Genomic DNA, 17,714 nt, shown 5'->3' on the forward strand with positions numbered 1-17,714 from the left:
CTTTTTCTTCTTGAGCGGGAACCACGGTTGTTGCTAGCCCACTTCCCTGCTTGTCACGGACGGCGCATGATGCGCCGCCTGGGCCGGATGCGCCCGGCCCTCGATCTCGGGCGCGTCGAAGTCGACGTCGACCTCGCCTTCAAGATCCCAACTGCGGCGCAGATCGAAGCTCATGGCCGCCAGCATGGTCAGGATCACAACGACGCCAAACGCCGCCGCCCCCGCGCCGGCGCTGATCTCCATCAGCCCTTGGAAATCGGCCAGCGCCGCCAGCAATATAACGACAAAAACATCCAGCATCGACCATTGGCCTATGAACTCGACCATCTGATACAAGCGGGTACGCGGCCGCAGATTGGTGGTGCTGCGCCATTGCTCGGTCAGCAGCAAGAGGATCAGCGCCAACAGCTTGGTCAGCGGCACGGCCACACTGGCGATAAACACGATCAGCGCAATATCCCAGGACCCCATCTGCCAGAGCTCGACGACGCCGCCCAGGATGGTATGGGCGCTGTCGCCCAACACCGAACTGACCTGCATGACGGGCAGGACGTTAGCCGGGATATAGAACACGACCGCGGCAAGCAGCAGCGCCCAGGTGCGCGCCAGATGATCCGGCTTGCGGTAATGCACGATGGCATCGCAACGCACGCAGTGATGTTCTTCTTCGGGATCGGCATCGCGCGGCAGGGCCTGCACCTGGCCGCAGACATGGCAGCCGGCCAGCACGGTTTCCGGACCGCTTTCGGGAATATGCACGGGGGCCACGCCCGCCGTTTCGGCGTAACGCCACAGTACGTGCGGCGACAAGCGCCCCAGCATTGTCAGGAAAACAGTCAGCAGGCCGAAGGCGCCCAGGCCGATACCCGGTTGCACCGCCGCCATGCCCGCCAGCTTGACCACCGCGACCAGCACGCCCAGCAGAAACACCGGCACCATGCACCACGGCGAGAGGACCCCCAGCAGACGCATGGCGCCACGGAACCCGACGGGCTCGTGGCCCCGGGACAAGGGGCCAAGCACCCACAGCAATACGGTCAGTTGCAGCAACGGCAAGGCAAAACCGGCCAGCCCCGTCATCACGGCGACCACCCAGTGGCCTTGGCGCCACGTAATGGAAATGGCGTCCAGCAGGGACGCTTCTTGCACCATGCCCTGCACGGACATGGAAGCGACCGGGTAGGCGTTAGCCACCCCGAAAACGATCAGGGCCGTGATGGCAAGCGCCAGCCAATTGGACAAAGTAAGCCCGCTGTAGCGCCACAATGTGGCCCCGCAGCGGGCGCAATTGGCGGTCTCGCCAGGTTCAAGCTGATGTCGGCGATAAACGCTTGCGCAATGTTCGCACTCGATCAGCGGCTGGCTGTCCGCGGTCATCAATCGATTAGTTCAACTTCCTGCTTGTCCGGCGCATCCGAAGACGGCGGTTTCCCGTTGTCGTCGAAGTCCAGCGTCACCTTGCCCGTGTCGTCCAGATCCACCGTAACCGAGCCGCCGTCCACCAGCTTGCCGAACAGCAGCTCGTCGGCCAGCGCGCGGCGGATGGTGTCCTGGATAAGACGTTGCATGGGACGCGCGCCCATCAGCGGGTCGAACCCCTCCTTGGCAAGGTGTTCGCGCAGTTTCGTGGTGAACACGGCTTCCACGCGGCGCTCGTGCAACTGATCTTCCAGCTGCATGAGGAACTTGTCCACCACGCGCAGGATGACCTCGCGGTCCAACGCGGCGAACGGGATGATTGCGTCCAGGCGGTTGCGGAATTCGGGCGTGAACATGCGGCGGATTTCCGCCATTTCGTCGCCCAGCATCCGCGAATTGGCAAACCCGATCGACGGACGGTTCAAGGTCTCGGCGCCCGCGTTCGTCGTCATGATGAGGATGACGTTGCGGAAGTCCGCCTTGCGGCCGTTGTTGTCGGTCAGCGTGCCGTGGTCCATGACCTGCAGCAGGATGTTGAACACATCCGGGTGCGCCTTTTCGATTTCGTCCAGCAGCAGCACGCAGTGCGGCTGCTTGGTGATGGCTTCGGTCAAGAGGCCACCCTGGTCGAACCCGACGTATCCCGGAGGCGCACCGATCAGGCGCGACACCGCGTGGCGTTCCATGTATTCCGACATGTCGAAACGCAGCAGCTCGACCCCCAGCGTGAACGCCAGTTGACGCGCCACTTCGGTCTTGCCCACGCCGGTGGGACCGGACAACAGGAAAGCGCCGATAGGCTTTTCCGGCTTGCCCAAGCCCGAGCGCGCCATCTTGATGGCGGCGGACAAGGCATCGATAGCGCCGTCCTGGCCGAACACGACGGTTTTCAAATCGCGGTCCAGCGTGGCCAGCTTGCTGCGGTCGTCGTTGGAGACGGACTGCGGCGGAATGCGGGCGATCTTGGACACGATGTTCTCGATGTCCACCTTGCCGATCACCTTCTTCTGGCGCGAGCGCGGCAGCAGGCGCTGGGCCGCGCCGGCTTCGTCGATAACGTCAATCGCCTTGTCGGGCAGATGGCGGTCATTGATGAAGCGGGCTGACAACTCAGCGGCCGCCGACAACGCGGCAGCGGAATAGCGCACGCTGTGGTGTTCTTCAAAACGGCTCTTCAAGCCGCGCAGGATCTGCACGGTTTGCTCGACGCTGGGCTCCGGCACGTCAATCTTCTGGAAGCGACGCGACAGCGCGTGGTCTTTTTCGAAGACGCCGCGATATTCGGTATACGTGGTGGCGCCGATGCACTTGAGCTGACCCGAAGACAGGGCCGGCTTGAGCAGATTGGACGCGTCCAAGGTGCCGCCCGAGGCCGAACCGGCGCCGATCAGCGTATGGATTTCATCGATGAACAGGATCGCGTCGGGGTTGCCGCGGATCTGCTTGAGCACGCCCTTCAGGCGCTGTTCGAAATCACCGCGGTACTTGGTACCCGCCAGCAGCGCGCCCATGTCCAGCGAAAAGACCTGGGCGGCTTGCAAGATTTCGGGGACTTCGCCGCGCGTGATGCGCCAGGCCAGGCCTTCGGCAATGGCGGTCTTGCCCACGCCGGCCTCACCGACCAGCAGCGGGTTGTTTTTGCGGCGTCGGCACAACACCTGAATGACGCGCTCGACTTCGTGCTCGCGTCCGATCAGGGGATCGATGCGGCCCGCCAGCGCGGCGGCGTTCAGGTCCGTGGCGTATTGGTCAAGCGGCGACTGACGCGATTCGCCCTGCTCTTCACCGTTGGTCTGCTGCTCTTTCTGCACGGCGGCGGACTCCACCTGGGGCTGTTTGGTAATGCCATGCGACAGGAAATTGACCACGTCCAGGCGCGTGACACCCTGCTGTTGCAGGTAGTACACGGCATGCGAGTCCTTTTCCCCAAAAATGGCCACCAGCACGTTTGCGCCCGTCACCGGTTTCTTGCCGGTGCCGCCTGCGGAAACATGCATGATTGCGCGTTGAATCACGCGCTGAAAGCCCAGCGTCGGTTGCGTGTCGACCTCGGCGCCGCTTGGAATCACCGGGGTGTTTTCCGAAACGAACTGACGGAGGTTGCGGCGCAAGTCGTCGAGGTTGGCCGCGCATGCGCGCAGAACCTCGACTGCCGAAGCGTTGTCGAGCAGCGACAGCAGCAGGTGCTCGACGGTAATAAATTCGTGCCGGGCCGAACGGGCCTCGACGAAAGCCATATGCAGGCTGACTTCAAGCTCTTGAGAAATCACGCTTCCTCCGTATTGCATCGAAGCGGTCAAATACACGATTCATATTCTATGCCGATCATGGCGTAACGCCAGCGATTTCAAAAACCACTCTATCGTGGCGGCCTAGCGTGTCCATGACGGTTAGCGTATACCGGCCGTCTTGCGCCAGCACTAATTTAAACGGATGACTCGACGCGCCGTGATTCACCACGCGGCCATCAAGCATCCACCATACTTCTCCTTCGGCGCCTTGCACATCCACATCCAGCGCCACTTGCCGGCTGCCCGGCACGGGCCGAAGGACCGAACCGCTGGCCACGCCACCCACGCGCAACGGCCCTTGGGTAGCGTCGGCGTAACCGGCAAATGACGGCGGCGCCGTGTCGTTCAACAGCCACGCGGCGCGCTGTTCGGGACATTGCCCCGACGGCACGCTGCCCAACCGATAACCCAGTGGCCAACATGTGACCGCCGCCTGCACCGTTTCGGGCCGGCTACGGACCTGCTGCGCGCCTTCCGGCAACGCGGCCACAATATCTTGCAGTAACGGCGCCGCCACATTCGCCCCAAAAAAACCGGGGTTCGGCGTGCCGTCCGGGCGACCTACCCAGACGCCTAGCGTCCATCTGTCGGTCACCCCGATTGCCCAGGCGTCCCGGAAACCAAAGCTGGTCCCGGTTTTCCAGGCCAGCCGCCGGGTCGGGCTGCCCGACTGGTAGAAAGGCCGGTCGGGATGCCCGCCGCCTTCAAGAATATCGCGAACGATCCAGGCGGCTCCAGGGCTCATCATACGGGACTCGATTCGAGGCTGCTCCGTCCGAAGGCGGGGCCGTCCCGAGACGCCATCGCGGGCCAAAGCCCGGTAAGCGCCGACCAGTTCTTCCAATGTGGTGCCACCCCCGCCCAAAATCAAGCTTAAATTTGGGGCAGCCCCGGCCGGCATTCGTAACCGCACGCCGCCAGTCAGCATAACCGACGCGAAACTGGCGGGGCCGACACGGTCCAGCAAGTCCACCGCGGGCACATTCAACGACCGCTGCAACGCCTGCGCCACACTGACCGGGCCCGAAAAAGCGGCCTGGAAATTGCCGGGTGCATAGCCGCCGAATGACATGGGCGCATCGATCAGCAGGCTTTCCGAATGAATCAGCCCTTCGTCCAGCGCCTGCGCATACAGAAACGGTTTAAGAGTAGAACCCGGCGAGCGCACGCCACGCACCATATCCACGTGGGCATAACGGGTATCGTCGGAAAAATCGGCGGACCCCGCGTAAGCCTTGACCTCCAGCGTATCGTTATCCATCACCAGCACCGCCATGGAAACTTTGGGCGGCAAATTATCGACACGGTCCAGCAACATTCGTTCCACCGATGCCTGCATGTCAGCATCCAATGTCGATGCGACCAGCGGCGGGCGCTGGCCCGGCCGCCTTGCGGTGGTTTTGGTACCGGCTTCCTGCAACAGGCGCTGTGCGGCCAGGGGCGCAAGCCAACGTGCGCGTAGCGGCGGCGCGATTACGTTTTCGATCTTGGCATCGGCAACTTCCGCCGGGGTCCAGCGGCCCAGTTCGGCCATGCGGTCCAGCACCTTGTCGCGCGCAGCCTGCGCGGCCTCGGGGTGGCGGTCGGGACGCAGGCGCGACGGGGCTTGCGGCAGCGCGGTCAGCATCGCGGCCTCGGCGGGGCCGAGATCACGGGCAGCCTTGCCCAGCCACAGCCGCGAACCCATTTCCACGCCTTCCACGATGCCGCCCATGGGCGCGTGGGTCAGGTACAAGGACAGAATTTCATCCTTGCTGTAGTGCATTTCCAGTTGCACCGCGCGCCACGCCTGTCGCAATTTGGCCGACATGGAGCGCGACGGCTTGCCCGCCAATTGGGGGTCAATCAGGCGGGCGACCTGCATCGTCAGGGTTGATCCCCCCGAAACAATGCGGCGGTTCGTGGCCCATTGCCAGCCGGCCCGCGCGAACGCCACCGGGTTGACGCCGGGATGCCAGTAGAACCAGCGGTCCTCGTACGTGAGCAGCGTTTCCAGGTAGCGCGGGGACACCTGGTCCGGGGTGACCGGATAGCGCCAGATGCCGTCGCGGCTGGGGTAGTTGCGCAGCGGCGTGCCGTCGGCGGCCACGACGACGGCGGCGCCGCCGGAATCGACAGGCGGCAGCGGGTAAAGGCGGTCAAGCACGAATAACAACGCGGCCAGCGTAAACAACACGCTGGCCGCGATGATGCCGCGCCGCCGCCACCGGCGAGCGCGCAAGGCGCCCGCCGTGGGGGTGGCGGCGGCGGTCAAGGACGCTTGGCGCCGCGATCGCGGATTTCGACCGTGCTCCATTGCTCACCCACGCCGCGGATTTCCGGGCGATACATATCTTCCGCCACGGTCGAGGGCACCGCATAGCGGCCCGGCGTTACGACGCGCACCAGATAGAACACGTCGACCTTGCCACGACCCAGGGACACGGCGGCCACGTAACGGTCATCGCGGAACTCACGATGCTTGATGTTGGAATCGGCCATGGCTTCGGCCACGCGGCGCCCGCCAATAGTCCATTCCTGCATCTCGGGGCTTTGCGACAGGTTCAGGTTTTCGACTTCAAAACCCGCCGGCACACGGTCCTCGATCAGCGCATCCGGAATGTTCTGGTTGGCGCTGGCCTGCACCCACACCACCAGCATGTCGCCGCTTTGCAGCGTGCCGCCATCCCAAGGCTTGCCGTCCGGGCGATACCAGCCACGCTTGAGCTGGATCACGTCGTTGCGCGGCTTGGGCGCAACCGTCGGGCTGCCCTGGATGTCGTATTCCAGGAACAAGGACTGCGCACCCGTGTTAAGGATTTGCGTGTTGGCCAGATCGGCCGCCGTCAGGCCGACGGTCTGGTCGGTCTTGCCGCCGTCCAGCGGCTTGCGCACGCCATTGACGGTCAGCGCGGCTTCCCACGGCGTGCCCTTGTCGCCACCGATGGCGCGTGCCGCCATCAACAGCGCCATGCGTTCCTGCGTGGACAGGTACGAACGGTTGCCCAGGCGCGAGGTCAGTTGCGTCAGCAGATTTTCCAGGCGCTCGTGCTTCAGGCCGTACTGGTTGGCCAGCGCGTACGACAAAGCGTAATCGCGCACGCTGCTGCCGTAGTCGCCCAGCCATTCGTCGTAGTAGCCGTTGTAATTGCGGCGCGGGAAACCGTATTCGCGCGTCATCGCGGCGTCCAGCGCGGACTTCATGCGGCCTTCGTCGCCCATCAGTTTGAACGCCGCTGCCAGCTGGATCAGGGGCAACGGCGAACGCGCGCGCTCTTGATAGTTGTCGAACAGCTGGCGCACCGTCGACAACGGCGCCTTCTTGTCGCGAGCCAACGCCAGCACGGCGGTCGACAAGCCGGCAAAACGGCGGTGGTCTTCGCGCAGGACGTTGGCATCGCTGCCGTCGATGCGGCCGGCTTCAACGTTGCGGCGCAGGTTCACCGACCACGTGCCGAAGGTGTTCGACGTCTGCTGCACTTGCTCCAGCAACCATTGGCGCGAACGGTCCAGCGTGGCTTCGGGCACTTCAAAGCCCTGGTCGCGCGCGTCTTGCAGGAAGCCCACGGCATAGGCCGTCAGCCACACATCGCGCGAGCTGGAACCGCTCCAGAGGTTGTACGAACCTACCGCGTTGCGCATGCCGGACAGGCGGCCGATGGCGCCGGACACCTGCGCGGCGCGTTCCACCTGCGAATGCGGCTTCAGGCCGAACTGCTTGGCAACGGCGTCATCGATCAACACCCACGGCAAGGCGCGGCTGATGGTCTGTTCGGCGCAGCCATACGGATACGCCAGCAAACCTTCGACCAGCTTGTTCACGTTGAACGGCGGGCGATTCGACACGGTCAGGCTGACCAGCGCCGAATCCGGGTAGTAAGACGACACCCACGAGGCTTGCGCCACGTTGGTTTCACCCGGGTTCAGGCGCAGGCGACGCACCTGGCGTTCGCCTGCGTAGGCCGGCTGCACTTGCAACACCGATTCACGCACGATGTGCACCGGCTTGGCGCCGCCCTGCCCGTCGATGGTCAGGCGCATCAGGCCCAGGCCATACGAACCGGTCGTGGTGGCGTTAAAGCGCAAGGTGGTGCGCTGCTTGTCCTTCAGCGTCACCGTGCGCACGCCGTCCGTAATGGCCAGCGGGTCCAGCGCTTCCAGTTTGATGCTGATCTTTTGCTCGGCGCCGCTCAGGTTGGTCAGGTCCAGCGCAATGGCGGCCTGGTCGCCCGGCGTGATGAAGCGCGGCGTGTTCAATTCGGCGACGATCGGCGCGGCCACCACCATTTCGGTGTCGGTGCTGCCGTAGTTGTCGGCCGTGAACGCCACCGCCATCAGGCGCAAGGTGCCGTTGAAATCGGGCAGGTCCAGCGGGATGTCCGCTTCGCCTTGCGCGTTCAGCGTGACCGGACCCGAGAACAGGTCGACCAGCTTGACCTTCTTGGGCAGGCTCTTGCTGTCGCCGCGCATGGCGGCGTCACCGCCCCACTTCAGCTTGCCCTTGGTGCCGTCCATTTTTTCGATCAGCTTGCCGTACATGTCCAACAGTTCGGGCGCGTAGCGGTGCTTGCCGAAGAAGTAGTCCAGCGGGTCGGGCGTGGCGTACTGGTTGATGTTCAAGATGCCCACGTCCACCGCGGACAGCGTGACCGTGGCTTGCTTGCCCTGCGCGCCGTCGACCTTGACGCGCACCGTCGTCTTGGTTTCGGGCACGGCCTTGGGCGCGGCCGTCAGCTTTACATCCAGCTTGCGATCGGTGCTGGCAATCGGCAGGAATGCCAGGCCCAGCGCACGGGCCGGCGTCACGCGGTCGCCTTCACTGCCCGGGCGGAACACGGCGGCGGCCACGTACAGATCGTGGCGCTTCCAGTCCTTGCTGACCGGGATCTCGACCACGGTGCCCGTTGCCTTCACGGCCACCCAGGTGGACCACAACATGCGGTCGCCTTCGACGGTGACCAGCGCCTGGCCGTCGTGCGGCGGCGTCAAGGTGACCTTGACGGTGTCGCCCGGCTTGGCCGGCACGCCTTCCAGCTTCATCTGCACGCGATCGGGGCGGTTGCCCATCGCGTCGGCGTCCTGCGCGTTCCAGCCGGCATAGAAGCGGTAGCGCATCGTCTCGCCCGTTTCCGGGTCGGCGATTTCAAGGCGGTAACGGCCCCACTTGACCGGCACGGTCAGCTGGGCGCGATCGTTCAGCGCCACTTCGCGCGAATCGATCAGTTCTTCGGTTTCGGTGTAGCCGCTGTTCCAGCCGCGCTGGTCGTCAAAGCGCCAATAGTATTGGCGTTCTTCGCGGAACAAACGCATCTGGGCCTGAGCCAGGGGCTGGATCTCGCCCTGGGCGTTGACGCGGATCACTTCGAATCCGGCGGGTGCGCTCTCGCGCGCCACGTCGCTATCGAACTGGGGCCGCACGGCGATCAGTTTGTCGGCGGGCCAGACGCTGCGTTCGATGGAACGCACCACCGGGCGGCCGCCCGATTCCAGCAGACTGGCCGACACGCGCACCTTCATGGGCGAATGCGTGCCTGCCGCGTTGGGGTTGACGCTGATCTGAGCAGCACCCTTGTCGTCCAGCGCCTCTTCGGGCAGTTCGCCAAACGTGCGGCGCGTGTCATCGGCGACGTCGCCGAAGATGAAGCCGGGCCATTTCTGGGCCTGCGCGAATCGGTCGCGCTTGACCTGGAAGGTGGACAGCAGGCGGTTGCCGGCGGCGGGTGCGCCGTAAAGGTAATCGCCCTGCACATCGACAAGCAGTTCCTCGTCCGGCGACAGCACCTCTTGCTCAGAGGTCAGTGCCATCTTCATACGTTCAGGCAGGAATTCCTCGACCTGGAACTTCCACGACGCATCGGGCGCGCGCGAGGCCGGGTCAACACGCAGCTCCAGCAGCCACGAGCCGGTCTGCGCATCCAGCGGCAATTCGATTGCGCGCTCGACATAGCCGACCAGATCCTTTTTGGGCTGCCACAGCGTGTTCTGCACCACGCGGCCATCGGGACGCTTGATGGTGGCCGTCAGCGGCGCGGGCGTCAGCATGCGGCCGTCCAGGTCGCGCGGCAGCACCGACACGTTGAACGTTTCGCCAGGGCGATACAGATTGCGGCCGGCGTAAATGAACAAGTTATTCGGGCGCGACACATGGCCGCCCGTATCGAACTCCGACAGATCCAGCGCCGGCTCGGCCAATGCCAATACCGTCATTTCCTTGTCGCGCGATGCACGGATGACGCGCGCGTTGGTGAAGCTGCCATCAAAGCGCACATGACCTTGCCCATCGGCGGCGGCCTTGGCCAGCGTCTTGCCGGCGCCGTCGACCAGTTCAAAGACTGCGCCGGAGATGGCCTGGCCGGACTTCAGCGACACGGAATAGGCTTCCACGCGGTCGCTGTAGCGGCGCGCGTGCAGGCCGATATCGCTGACGTAGAAGTACGTGACCTGGTATTCGTAGCGGAAACGGCCGGGCTGGCTCATGACCGCGATATAGATGCCGGGCTCTTGCAGTTCCTTCACGCCTTCAACGGGCAGGAAGGTAACGTGGCGGCGGTTGGGTTTATCGTCGGTAATGAATCGGCCTTGATAGACGCTGGTGGTCAGCGAATTCAGGCGGTCCAGATCCCAGTTGCTGACCGAACCCTTCAGGCCACGGTTGTCGGAATAGCGCCAACTGTCTTCTTCGTTGTAGCCGCCCTCTTCTTCGTCATCGGACGCCTGCGCGGTGTTGCGGCCAATGCCCAGCACCGTTTCGAACAGTTCCGGCACGCGGTCGGGCGCGACACGCAGGAATTGCACGTCCACTTCTGGCACGTTGACGGTAGCCACGGGCAAACCGCCGTTCTGGCCGGCCGGCAGCACCACGCCACGGCTGGCGAAATAGAACGACGGCGGCATCGCCTGCGTGTTCACTTCGCAATTGGACGATTGCGCCAGCACGACCTTGTCACCCACGCCGGGCAAACCGGAGCGGACGGTGATGGCGTACTTGCGTTGCGGCTGGATATACGGGAAATACACCATGCGCGGGTTGTCACCCACAATCCAGCTGCCTTTGACGATCTTGCCTTGCGGGGCGGAGTCGCCCGGCTTCACCGAGGCGGGCTGGTCGCCGGCGTTGGAGGCCGTTTCGCTGTCCTGGTCGGCTTTGCCCGACGAGGCGCCCAGATCGGTGACCTGCAGGAAGTCATCCAGCTTGCCCTTGGCATCCACCGGCTGGGTGAACGTGACGGACAACGACAGCGCGTCGTTATATTGGCGTGGTTGGCAGGTCAGTGCGGCGAACGGATCGGGCGCGCCGACCGTGGCGCTGGCGCCCAGCGTGGGTTTTGCCTCGCCCGGCGGGGCCGCCGCGGGGCTTTGAGCCGGGGCGGACACCGCAGGGGCCGCACCCGGAACCGCAGCCTGCTTGTCCTTGCCCATCCACCAGCCCACGCCTATGGCGCCGGCCAACACCACAACGCCGGCAACCGCCAGCCAGGTCTTACTAACCTTTCCACTCACGGCAAACCCCTCCGCCTACTCGAATACAACGCTCCTTAGCGGCGGAGCTGCCGACCATCCGGATCCGCGCGCTTCCCCAAACGCGGACATTGCCGTGCCATTGGCGCACAGCAGAACGCCGCCTTCGAGGGCGGCGTCTTCATTCTTGGTATTAAACGGGTTCCATCACACATTGCAGCGGGTGCTGGCGCGCCCGCGCATACTGTCCTACCTGGGCGATGCGGGTGGCGGCGAGGTCACGGGGGTACACCCCGCAAACTCCGCGCCCTTCGTGATGCACTTGCAACATGATCCGCGTGGCCTCTTCATGATTTTTATTGAAGAATTTTTGCAGGACTTTCACGACGAATTCCATCGGCGTGTAGTCATCGTTCAACAGCAGAACCTGATACATCGGAGGCGGCGCGGCGCGTGCCGGTGCCTTCTCGACGGCCAAATCATGCTGGGTATCCAAGGTAGAACTCATAGGGCGGCTATTCTATTTAAACTGGGGACGCCTAACGCGCAACTTACTTAAAATTACACGCGGAAATACGTAGTTTCCATACTTGACGACACAAAGAAAAGCGGCGCATTATCACCGCATTCTGGGGTTTTCAACTCATCGAAAATCTGCCAGGAAGCCGGAGGGGGGGACAGAGGTCTAGACCGCGATGCCCTTCTGTCAACATACGATTCAATGAGGCAGTCCGCATGTCTGATACGACCGCAACCGCCGTCCAAGGGGACAATCCCAAATCGACGGGTACCGTCAAATGGTTCAACGATGCAAAGGGGTTTGGCTTCATTACGCCCGACGACGGCGGTGAAGATCTGTTCGCCCACTTCTCGTCCATACAGATGAATGGTTTTAAAACCCTGAAGGAAGGCCAGAAAGTGGCTTTCGAAATCATCCAGGGGCCTAAGGGCAAGCAGGCGCTTAATATCACGGCCGCCTAACACCCTATAAAGTGCAGCGGTAAGGTTGCACCATTATCCAGGCGGGGCTTTCGGGCCCCGCCTTATTATTTTCTTTTTACTGCGCCAGTCATGCTGAAGAATGCGAAGTTATTACCTGCCACTCCTACGTTGTTCAAGACGGCGTTCATAAAACCCGCATTCCTTAAAGCCGTATCGGCGGCACTGGCAAGCGCGGCATTGATGCTGGGCGCGGGCGCCCATGCGCAAACCGGGCCGCAACCGCCCTTGCCCACCACGCAACTGTCAGCCGGCATCCATATTATCCGCGCCGAAGTTGCCAACACCGACGCCACGCGCCAAGCCGGCCTGATGTTCCGCAAAGAGCTGCCAGGCAACGACGGCATGCTGTTCGTCTTCGAGCGGCCCGACGTGCAGTGCTTCTGGATGCGCAACACGCTTTTGCCGCTCTCGATAGCCTTTATCGCCGACGACGGCACGATCGTCAACATCGACGACATGGCGCCGCAGACCGAAGATCCGCATTGCGCCCGCAAGCCCGTGCGCTACGCCCTGGAAATGACCCAAGGTTGGTTCGACGAGCATGGCATCAAGGCGGGCCGGAAAATAGACGGTCTGCCCTGAGCCGGGCGCCCCGGGGCGCCAGTGCGCCAGTCGGATGTAGAAAGGGAGCCCCGAGAGGCTCCCTTTTTTGATTCCGCCGCGAACCGCGCGGCGGAAAAAACAACACTTCAGGTTGCAGGCTTGAAGCCGCAAGCTCAGACGCGTTCGATGATGAGCGCGATGCCCTGGCCCACGCCGATGCACATCGTGCACAGCGCATAGCGACCGCCGGTGCGGTGCAGCTGGTTGATCGCGGTGGTAGCCAGGCGGGCGCCGGATGCGCCCAGCGGGTGACCCAGGGCGATTGCGCCGCCGTTGGGATTCACGCGCGGGTCGTTGTCGGCAATGCCCAGTTGGCGCAGCACGGCCAGGCCCTGCGCGGCAAAGGCTTCGTTCAGTTCAATGACGTCCATCTGGTCCAGCGTCAGGCCGGTCTGGGCCAACACCTTCAGCGTGGCCGGGGCCGGGCCGATACCCATGATGCGCGGCGCGACGCCGGCGGTAGCCATGCCGACCACGCGAGCGCGCGGGGTCAAGCCGTGGCGGGCGGCCGCCTTTTCGTCAGCCAACAGCAGCGCGGCGGCGCCGTCGTTCACGCCCGACGCGTTGCCGGCCGTGACGGTGCCGCCTTCGCGGACCACACCCTTGAGCTTGGCCAACGATTCCAGGCTGGTTTCACGCGGATGCTCGTCCTTGGAGACGATGATGGCATCGCCCTTTTTCTGAGCAATCGAAACCGGCACGATTTCGGCGTCGAACACGCCTTCTTTCTGCGCGCGAGCCGTCTTTTGCTGGCTGGCCAGCGCAAACAGGTCTTGGTCTTCGCGGCTGATGTTGAAGTCGTCAGCGACGTTTTCGGCCGTTTCGGGCATCGAATCGACGCCATATTGCGCCTTCATCAGCTTGTTGACGAAGCGCCAGCCGATGGTGGTGTCGAAAATGGCGGCATTGCGCGAGAACGCGCTGTCGGCCTTGCCCATGACGAAGGGCGCGCGGCTCATGCTTTCAACGCCGCCGGCCAGCATCAGCCCGGCTTCGCCGGCGCGGATGGCGCGGGCGGCGGTGCCAATGGCGTCCAGGCCGGAACCGCACAGGCGGTTGACCGTGGCGCCGGGGACTTCGATGGGCAGGCCGGCCAGCAGCGTGGCCATGCGGGCCACGTTGCGGTTGTCTTCACCGGCCTGGTTGGCGCAGCCCATGATGGCGTCGTCCAGTTCTTCCCAGCGCACGCCGGGGTTGCGCGCTACCAGCGCCTTGATGGCGACGGCGGCGAGGTCATCAGGACGCACGCTGGCCAGCGCACCGCCGTAGCGGCCGAAGGGGGTGCGGATCGCATCACAAATAAAGGCATTCACGGTCATGGGAAGCTCGGAGTGAAGTGAAAAATTCGGGATCGGACGATCTTAGCGCACCGCATTTAGCGCCAAGTTGGTGCACACCTGGGGTGTCCGTCTCATGGACAGTGTCCGGTAGGTGTTCACCCTGATCGCCAAGCCGGACGCAGGCCTTCAGGGCGATGCGGGCTTGGAAGGCGCCGTTGCGGCGCCCGCCCCGGACTGCGCGGCGCGACCCGCCTCGACGATGGCTTGCCGCCGAAAGCGCCCCGCAGCCAGGTGATAGAACGGCTGCGGGCAGAACTGCCGCGACACGCCCGAGGCCAGCAGCGACCCCACCAGCAACCAGAACAACATCGGCTGGCTGCCCGTCATTTCCATGACCACCACGCTGGCCGTCAACGGTGCCTGCGTGGCGGCGGCCAGAAAGGCGGCCATCGACACCAGCACCAGCACACGCTGGTCCACGCCCTCGCCCGCCAGTTCCCAGATGTGTTGGCCGATGCCGGCGCCCGTGGTTAGTGCGGGGGTGAAGATCCCGCCCGGGATGCCCGCCCAATACGACGCGACGGTAGCGGCCAGCTTGGCCAGCCCGAAGCCGACCGGCGCCGTGTCGTTGCCCGACAGCAGATCGGCCGCCACCCCATAGCCCGTGCCGTACACGCTGCCGGCCGTGCACAGGCCAATCACGGCCAGCACCAGGCCCATGATGAAAGCCGTCCAGATGGGATGCGCGCGGATCCAGGCGCGCCAGGCCGCGGGCGCCGCGCCTGCCGCGCCCTTGCCCAGCAGCCGCGCAAAAATACCGCCCAATGCGCCGTTGATCGCGCCGCAGATGACAATCCACATCACCATGCCGTGGGCCAGCGGCGCACCGCCGAACACGCCGAAATACGGGTTGTTGCCTTGCACCGCGACCACCAGAAACCCCGCTGCCAGCACGCCGATCAGCACCAGGCGCTGCCAGCGCAGCACCGTGCCTCGGCCCAGCTCTTCAATGGCGAAGATCACACCGGCAAGCGGCGCGTTGAAGGCGGCGGCAAGGCCGCCGGCCGCGCCGGCCGCGATCAGTTCATTGGCGTGAAAGCCCCGCAGCTTGACGCCACGACGCTTCCAGAAATCCCCCCATGCCAGCATGAGCGCGGCGCCCACCTGCACCGACGGGCCTTCGCGGCCGATCGATGCGCCGGCCAGCATGCCGAAGAATGCCAGGGGAATTTTCCAGAGGGTTTGCGCCAGCGACACCAGGCTGGTCTGGCTGGCCCCCGGCGGCAATGACAGCGCGCCGATGACTTGGGGAATGCCGCTACCGGCCGCGTTGGGCGCGAAGCGCAGCGTCAGCCAGCGCAAGCCGGCCAGGCTGAACGGCAGCACCAGCAAGGCAAGCCAGCCGTTGTGGCCCACCCATTCGCGGTTCCAGTCCAGCGCCTTGTCGGCAAGATACGCAAAACCCAGCGACATCAGCGCGACCAGGCCGGCCCCGCCCAACAGCAGTGCCATTTGCAGGCTCTTGCGCGACAGGCGGTTGATCTGACGCACTTTGCGCCGCATCAGGCGGCGGGTGGCGGCGGAGGTCCGGCGGAAAGGTTCAGTCAGGCTCATGGGCTGCTGGCATGCGGCGGAAAGTCGCTAACCTTAACATTCCCACCTGACTCGCAGCCCACAACTTCGCAGCCTACAACCTCGCCGGCCACAACTTCGCAGCCCACAACTTCGCCGACCACGATTCCGCCATCCATAGACTTACCGCCCGGGCGCTACCGCGCAAGTCCGCGCGGCAGCGCCCGGCGGCTGCTTAGAACGAGGACCAGTCGTCGTCCGACGCGTGCGCCAGCGCCGGCCGCGCCTGGCTGGCGCGCGTCACGGTCGCTGCCGGCTTGCGCGCGGCCAGGGACGCGGGCGTGGGCGTAATCAAGCGCGCCTCGGCACCACGCCCGGAACCCGCGGCGGCGTCCACCTTGAAGCGGCGAACCTCCTGCGCCAGGCGGCCGGCCTGCTCTTGCATGCTGGCGGCCGCGGCGGCGGCTTCTTCAACCAGCGCGGCGTTCTGCTGCGTCACGGTATCCATCTGCGCCACGGCCTGGTTGACCTGGCCGATGCCGGACGATTGCTCTTCGGATGCGCTGGCAATTTCACGCACCAGCGTTGCTACCTGACGCACGCTGTCGACCACTTCGCGCATGGTGCGGCCTGCCTCGTCCACCTGGCGCGTACCGCCCTGCACACGCGCGGCGGATTCGTCGATCAGCGCCTTGATTTCCTTGGCGGCCACCGCCGAGCGTTGCGCCAAGGTGCGCACTTCGCCCGCGACCACGGCAAAGCCCCGGCCCTGCTCGCCCGCGCGCGCCGCTTCCACGGCGGCGTTCAGCGCCAGGATGTTGGTCTGGAAGGCAATACCGTCGATCACACCCGTGATATCGGCGATGCGGCGCGAGCTGTCCGAAATGGCGCTCATGGTCTGCACCACGCCTTCCACCACTTCGCCCCCGCGCACTGCCACGGTGGACGCCTGCGTCACCAGACGATCGGCCTCGCTGGCGTTGTTGGCGTTTTGCTGCACGGTGCTGGTCAGCTCTTCCATCGACGCGGCCGTCTGCTCCAGCGACGAGGCTTGCTCTTCAGTACGTTGCGACAGGTCGGAGTTGCCTTGCGCGATCTGCGAGGACGCCGAGGCGATGCTTTCACAGCCATCGCGCACGTCCGCGACGATGCGCGCCAGGCTTTCGTTCATGGCCTTCAGTGCCGTCATCAAGTCGCCCGTTTCGTCACGCGTGGCCACCTGGATGTCGGTGGTCAGATCGCCCGCGGCGACCTGGCGCGCGGCTTTCACGGCCTGTTCCAGCGGACGCACGATGCCGCGCGTGACCAGCCAGCCCAACAGCATGCCGATCACCACGCCGGCCACGGCCAGGATGATCATCACGGCGCGCACGGTGCCGTACAGGTCGGTGGCTTCGTCCACCGATTGCGCGGTGGCTTTTTCCTTGCCCACGGCCAGGTTGGTCATCAGGTCGTCAAGCTTTTGCGACGAGGCGATAACCCGCTTTTCGATCTCGGCCACACGCGGATCGGTTTGCGTCAGCGACTGCGACTTCGCCGCCGTGAAGAACGCTTCCGACTCCCGCTTCCACACCTGTTCGGTTTCGACAAACTGCGCCAGCAGGCGCTTGCCCTCTTCTTCGTGGAAATTCTTCGCGGCCTTGTCGCGCAGCACGTCCATGTTCTTGACGGCGTCGTCAAACTGCTTTTTCAACGCCTGGCGATCCTGATCGGTGCTGGCGGCCAGGTAGCCGCTGCGGGCGCGGCCCGCGTAGATCAGATTCAGATTGGATTCTTTCAAGTCCGAGATGCCACGCAGCTCGGTGTCGTACAGCCGGTCATTCAATTCGTTGATGCGCGACAGCCCCCAAACACCAAAGGCCCCGATGGCACCGCCGATTACCGCCACGAGCAAAAACGCGCCCGACAGGCGCGCCCCAATGCGCAAGCCTGAAAATAAGCGAAACATGCTTCCCTTCCCTGTAGTTACCCCGGTTGTAAGCGGGCATGCCGCGATCCGTTGGCCCCGTGGTTCAGCCCTGACCACTGGCAACAATAGCGGTCGGGATTCCTAGGGATAACCCTAAAGAAAAGGTTGTTTCTTTGTCATTTCCCTGGAATGAAATCGACA

Annotated in this window: 10 protein-coding genes; 2 read left to right on the plus strand and 8 right to left on the minus strand. The window is 64.3% G+C overall.

Going from position 1 to position 17,714, the window contains the following annotated elements; translation table 11 throughout:
- Window positions 1-33: 33 nt before the first annotated feature.
- The 5 genes from YH64_RS13185 to clpS form a co-directional block, all read right to left on the minus strand.
- The gene (locus YH64_RS13185) at window positions 34-1,377 is read right to left on the minus strand and encodes a paraquat-inducible protein A (RefSeq protein ID WP_046804697.1); all 1,344 of its coding nucleotides are present in this window, start codon (window positions 1,375-1,377) and stop codon (window positions 34-36) included.
- Entirely contained in the window at window positions 1,377-3,689 is a 2,313-nt protein-coding gene (gene clpA, locus YH64_RS13190) for an ATP-dependent Clp protease ATP-binding subunit ClpA (protein ID WP_039884291.1), read from the minus strand. The genes YH64_RS13185 and clpA overlap by 1 nt, the downstream gene beginning before the upstream one ends.
- A gap of 55 nt (window positions 3,690-3,744) precedes the next feature.
- Entirely contained in the window at window positions 3,745-5,964 is a 2,220-nt protein-coding gene (gene pbpC, locus YH64_RS13195) for a penicillin-binding protein 1C (protein WP_046804780.1), read from the minus strand.
- On the minus strand, window positions 5,961-11,189 hold the full coding sequence (locus tag YH64_RS13200; RefSeq protein WP_370512744.1) for an alpha-2-macroglobulin: 5,229 nt from the start codon (window positions 11,187-11,189) through the stop codon (window positions 5,961-5,963). Before YH64_RS13200 ends, pbpC begins: the two co-directional genes overlap by 4 nt.
- Window positions 11,190-11,340: 151 nt before the next feature.
- A complete protein-coding gene (gene clpS, locus YH64_RS13205) occupies window positions 11,341-11,655 on the minus strand; it encodes an ATP-dependent Clp protease adapter ClpS (RefSeq protein WP_006220276.1) in 315 nt (104 codons plus the stop codon).
- A 227-nt stretch (window positions 11,656-11,882) separates the two neighbouring features.
- Between clpS and YH64_RS13210 the strand changes: the two genes are divergently transcribed.
- Together YH64_RS13210 and YH64_RS13215 are read left to right on the plus strand one after the other, a co-directional pair.
- Window positions 11,883-12,128 carry a cold-shock protein gene (locus tag YH64_RS13210; protein WP_006220277.1) on the plus strand — a complete coding sequence of 82 codons (246 nt, stop codon included), beginning with the start codon at window positions 11,883-11,885 and terminating at the stop codon, window positions 12,126-12,128.
- Window positions 12,129-12,329: 201 nt separating this feature from the next.
- Window positions 12,330-12,731 (plus strand): DUF192 domain-containing protein, encoded by a 402-nt coding sequence (locus YH64_RS13215; RefSeq protein ID WP_240434153.1) that lies wholly within the window; start codon window positions 12,330-12,332, stop codon window positions 12,729-12,731.
- Window positions 12,732-12,865: 134 nt separating this feature from the next.
- Here YH64_RS13215 and pcaF read toward each other — a convergent pair whose 3' ends face one another.
- The 3 genes from pcaF to YH64_RS13235 form a co-directional block, all read right to left on the minus strand.
- Window positions 12,866-14,071, minus strand: coding sequence for a 3-oxoadipyl-CoA thiolase (gene pcaF, locus YH64_RS13220; protein WP_046804699.1), 1,206 nt, complete (start codon window positions 14,069-14,071; stop codon window positions 12,866-12,868).
- Window positions 14,072-14,218: 147 nt separating this feature from the next.
- Window positions 14,219-15,646 (minus strand): chloride channel protein, encoded by a 1,428-nt coding sequence (locus tag YH64_RS13225; protein WP_046804700.1) that lies wholly within the window; start codon window positions 15,644-15,646, stop codon window positions 14,219-14,221.
- A gap of 193 nt (window positions 15,647-15,839) precedes the next feature.
- Window positions 15,840-17,552: a methyl-accepting chemotaxis protein gene (locus tag YH64_RS13235; protein ID WP_046804701.1), complete on the minus strand. Its 1,713-nt coding sequence runs from the start codon at window positions 17,550-17,552 to the stop codon at window positions 15,840-15,842.
- Window positions 17,553-17,714 lie beyond the last annotated feature (162 nt).

Origin of the sequence: Achromobacter sp. LC458 (assembly GCF_001005835.2) — a bacterium.
Taxonomy (GTDB): domain Bacteria; phylum Pseudomonadota; class Gammaproteobacteria; order Burkholderiales; family Burkholderiaceae_B; genus Achromobacter; species Achromobacter spanius_B.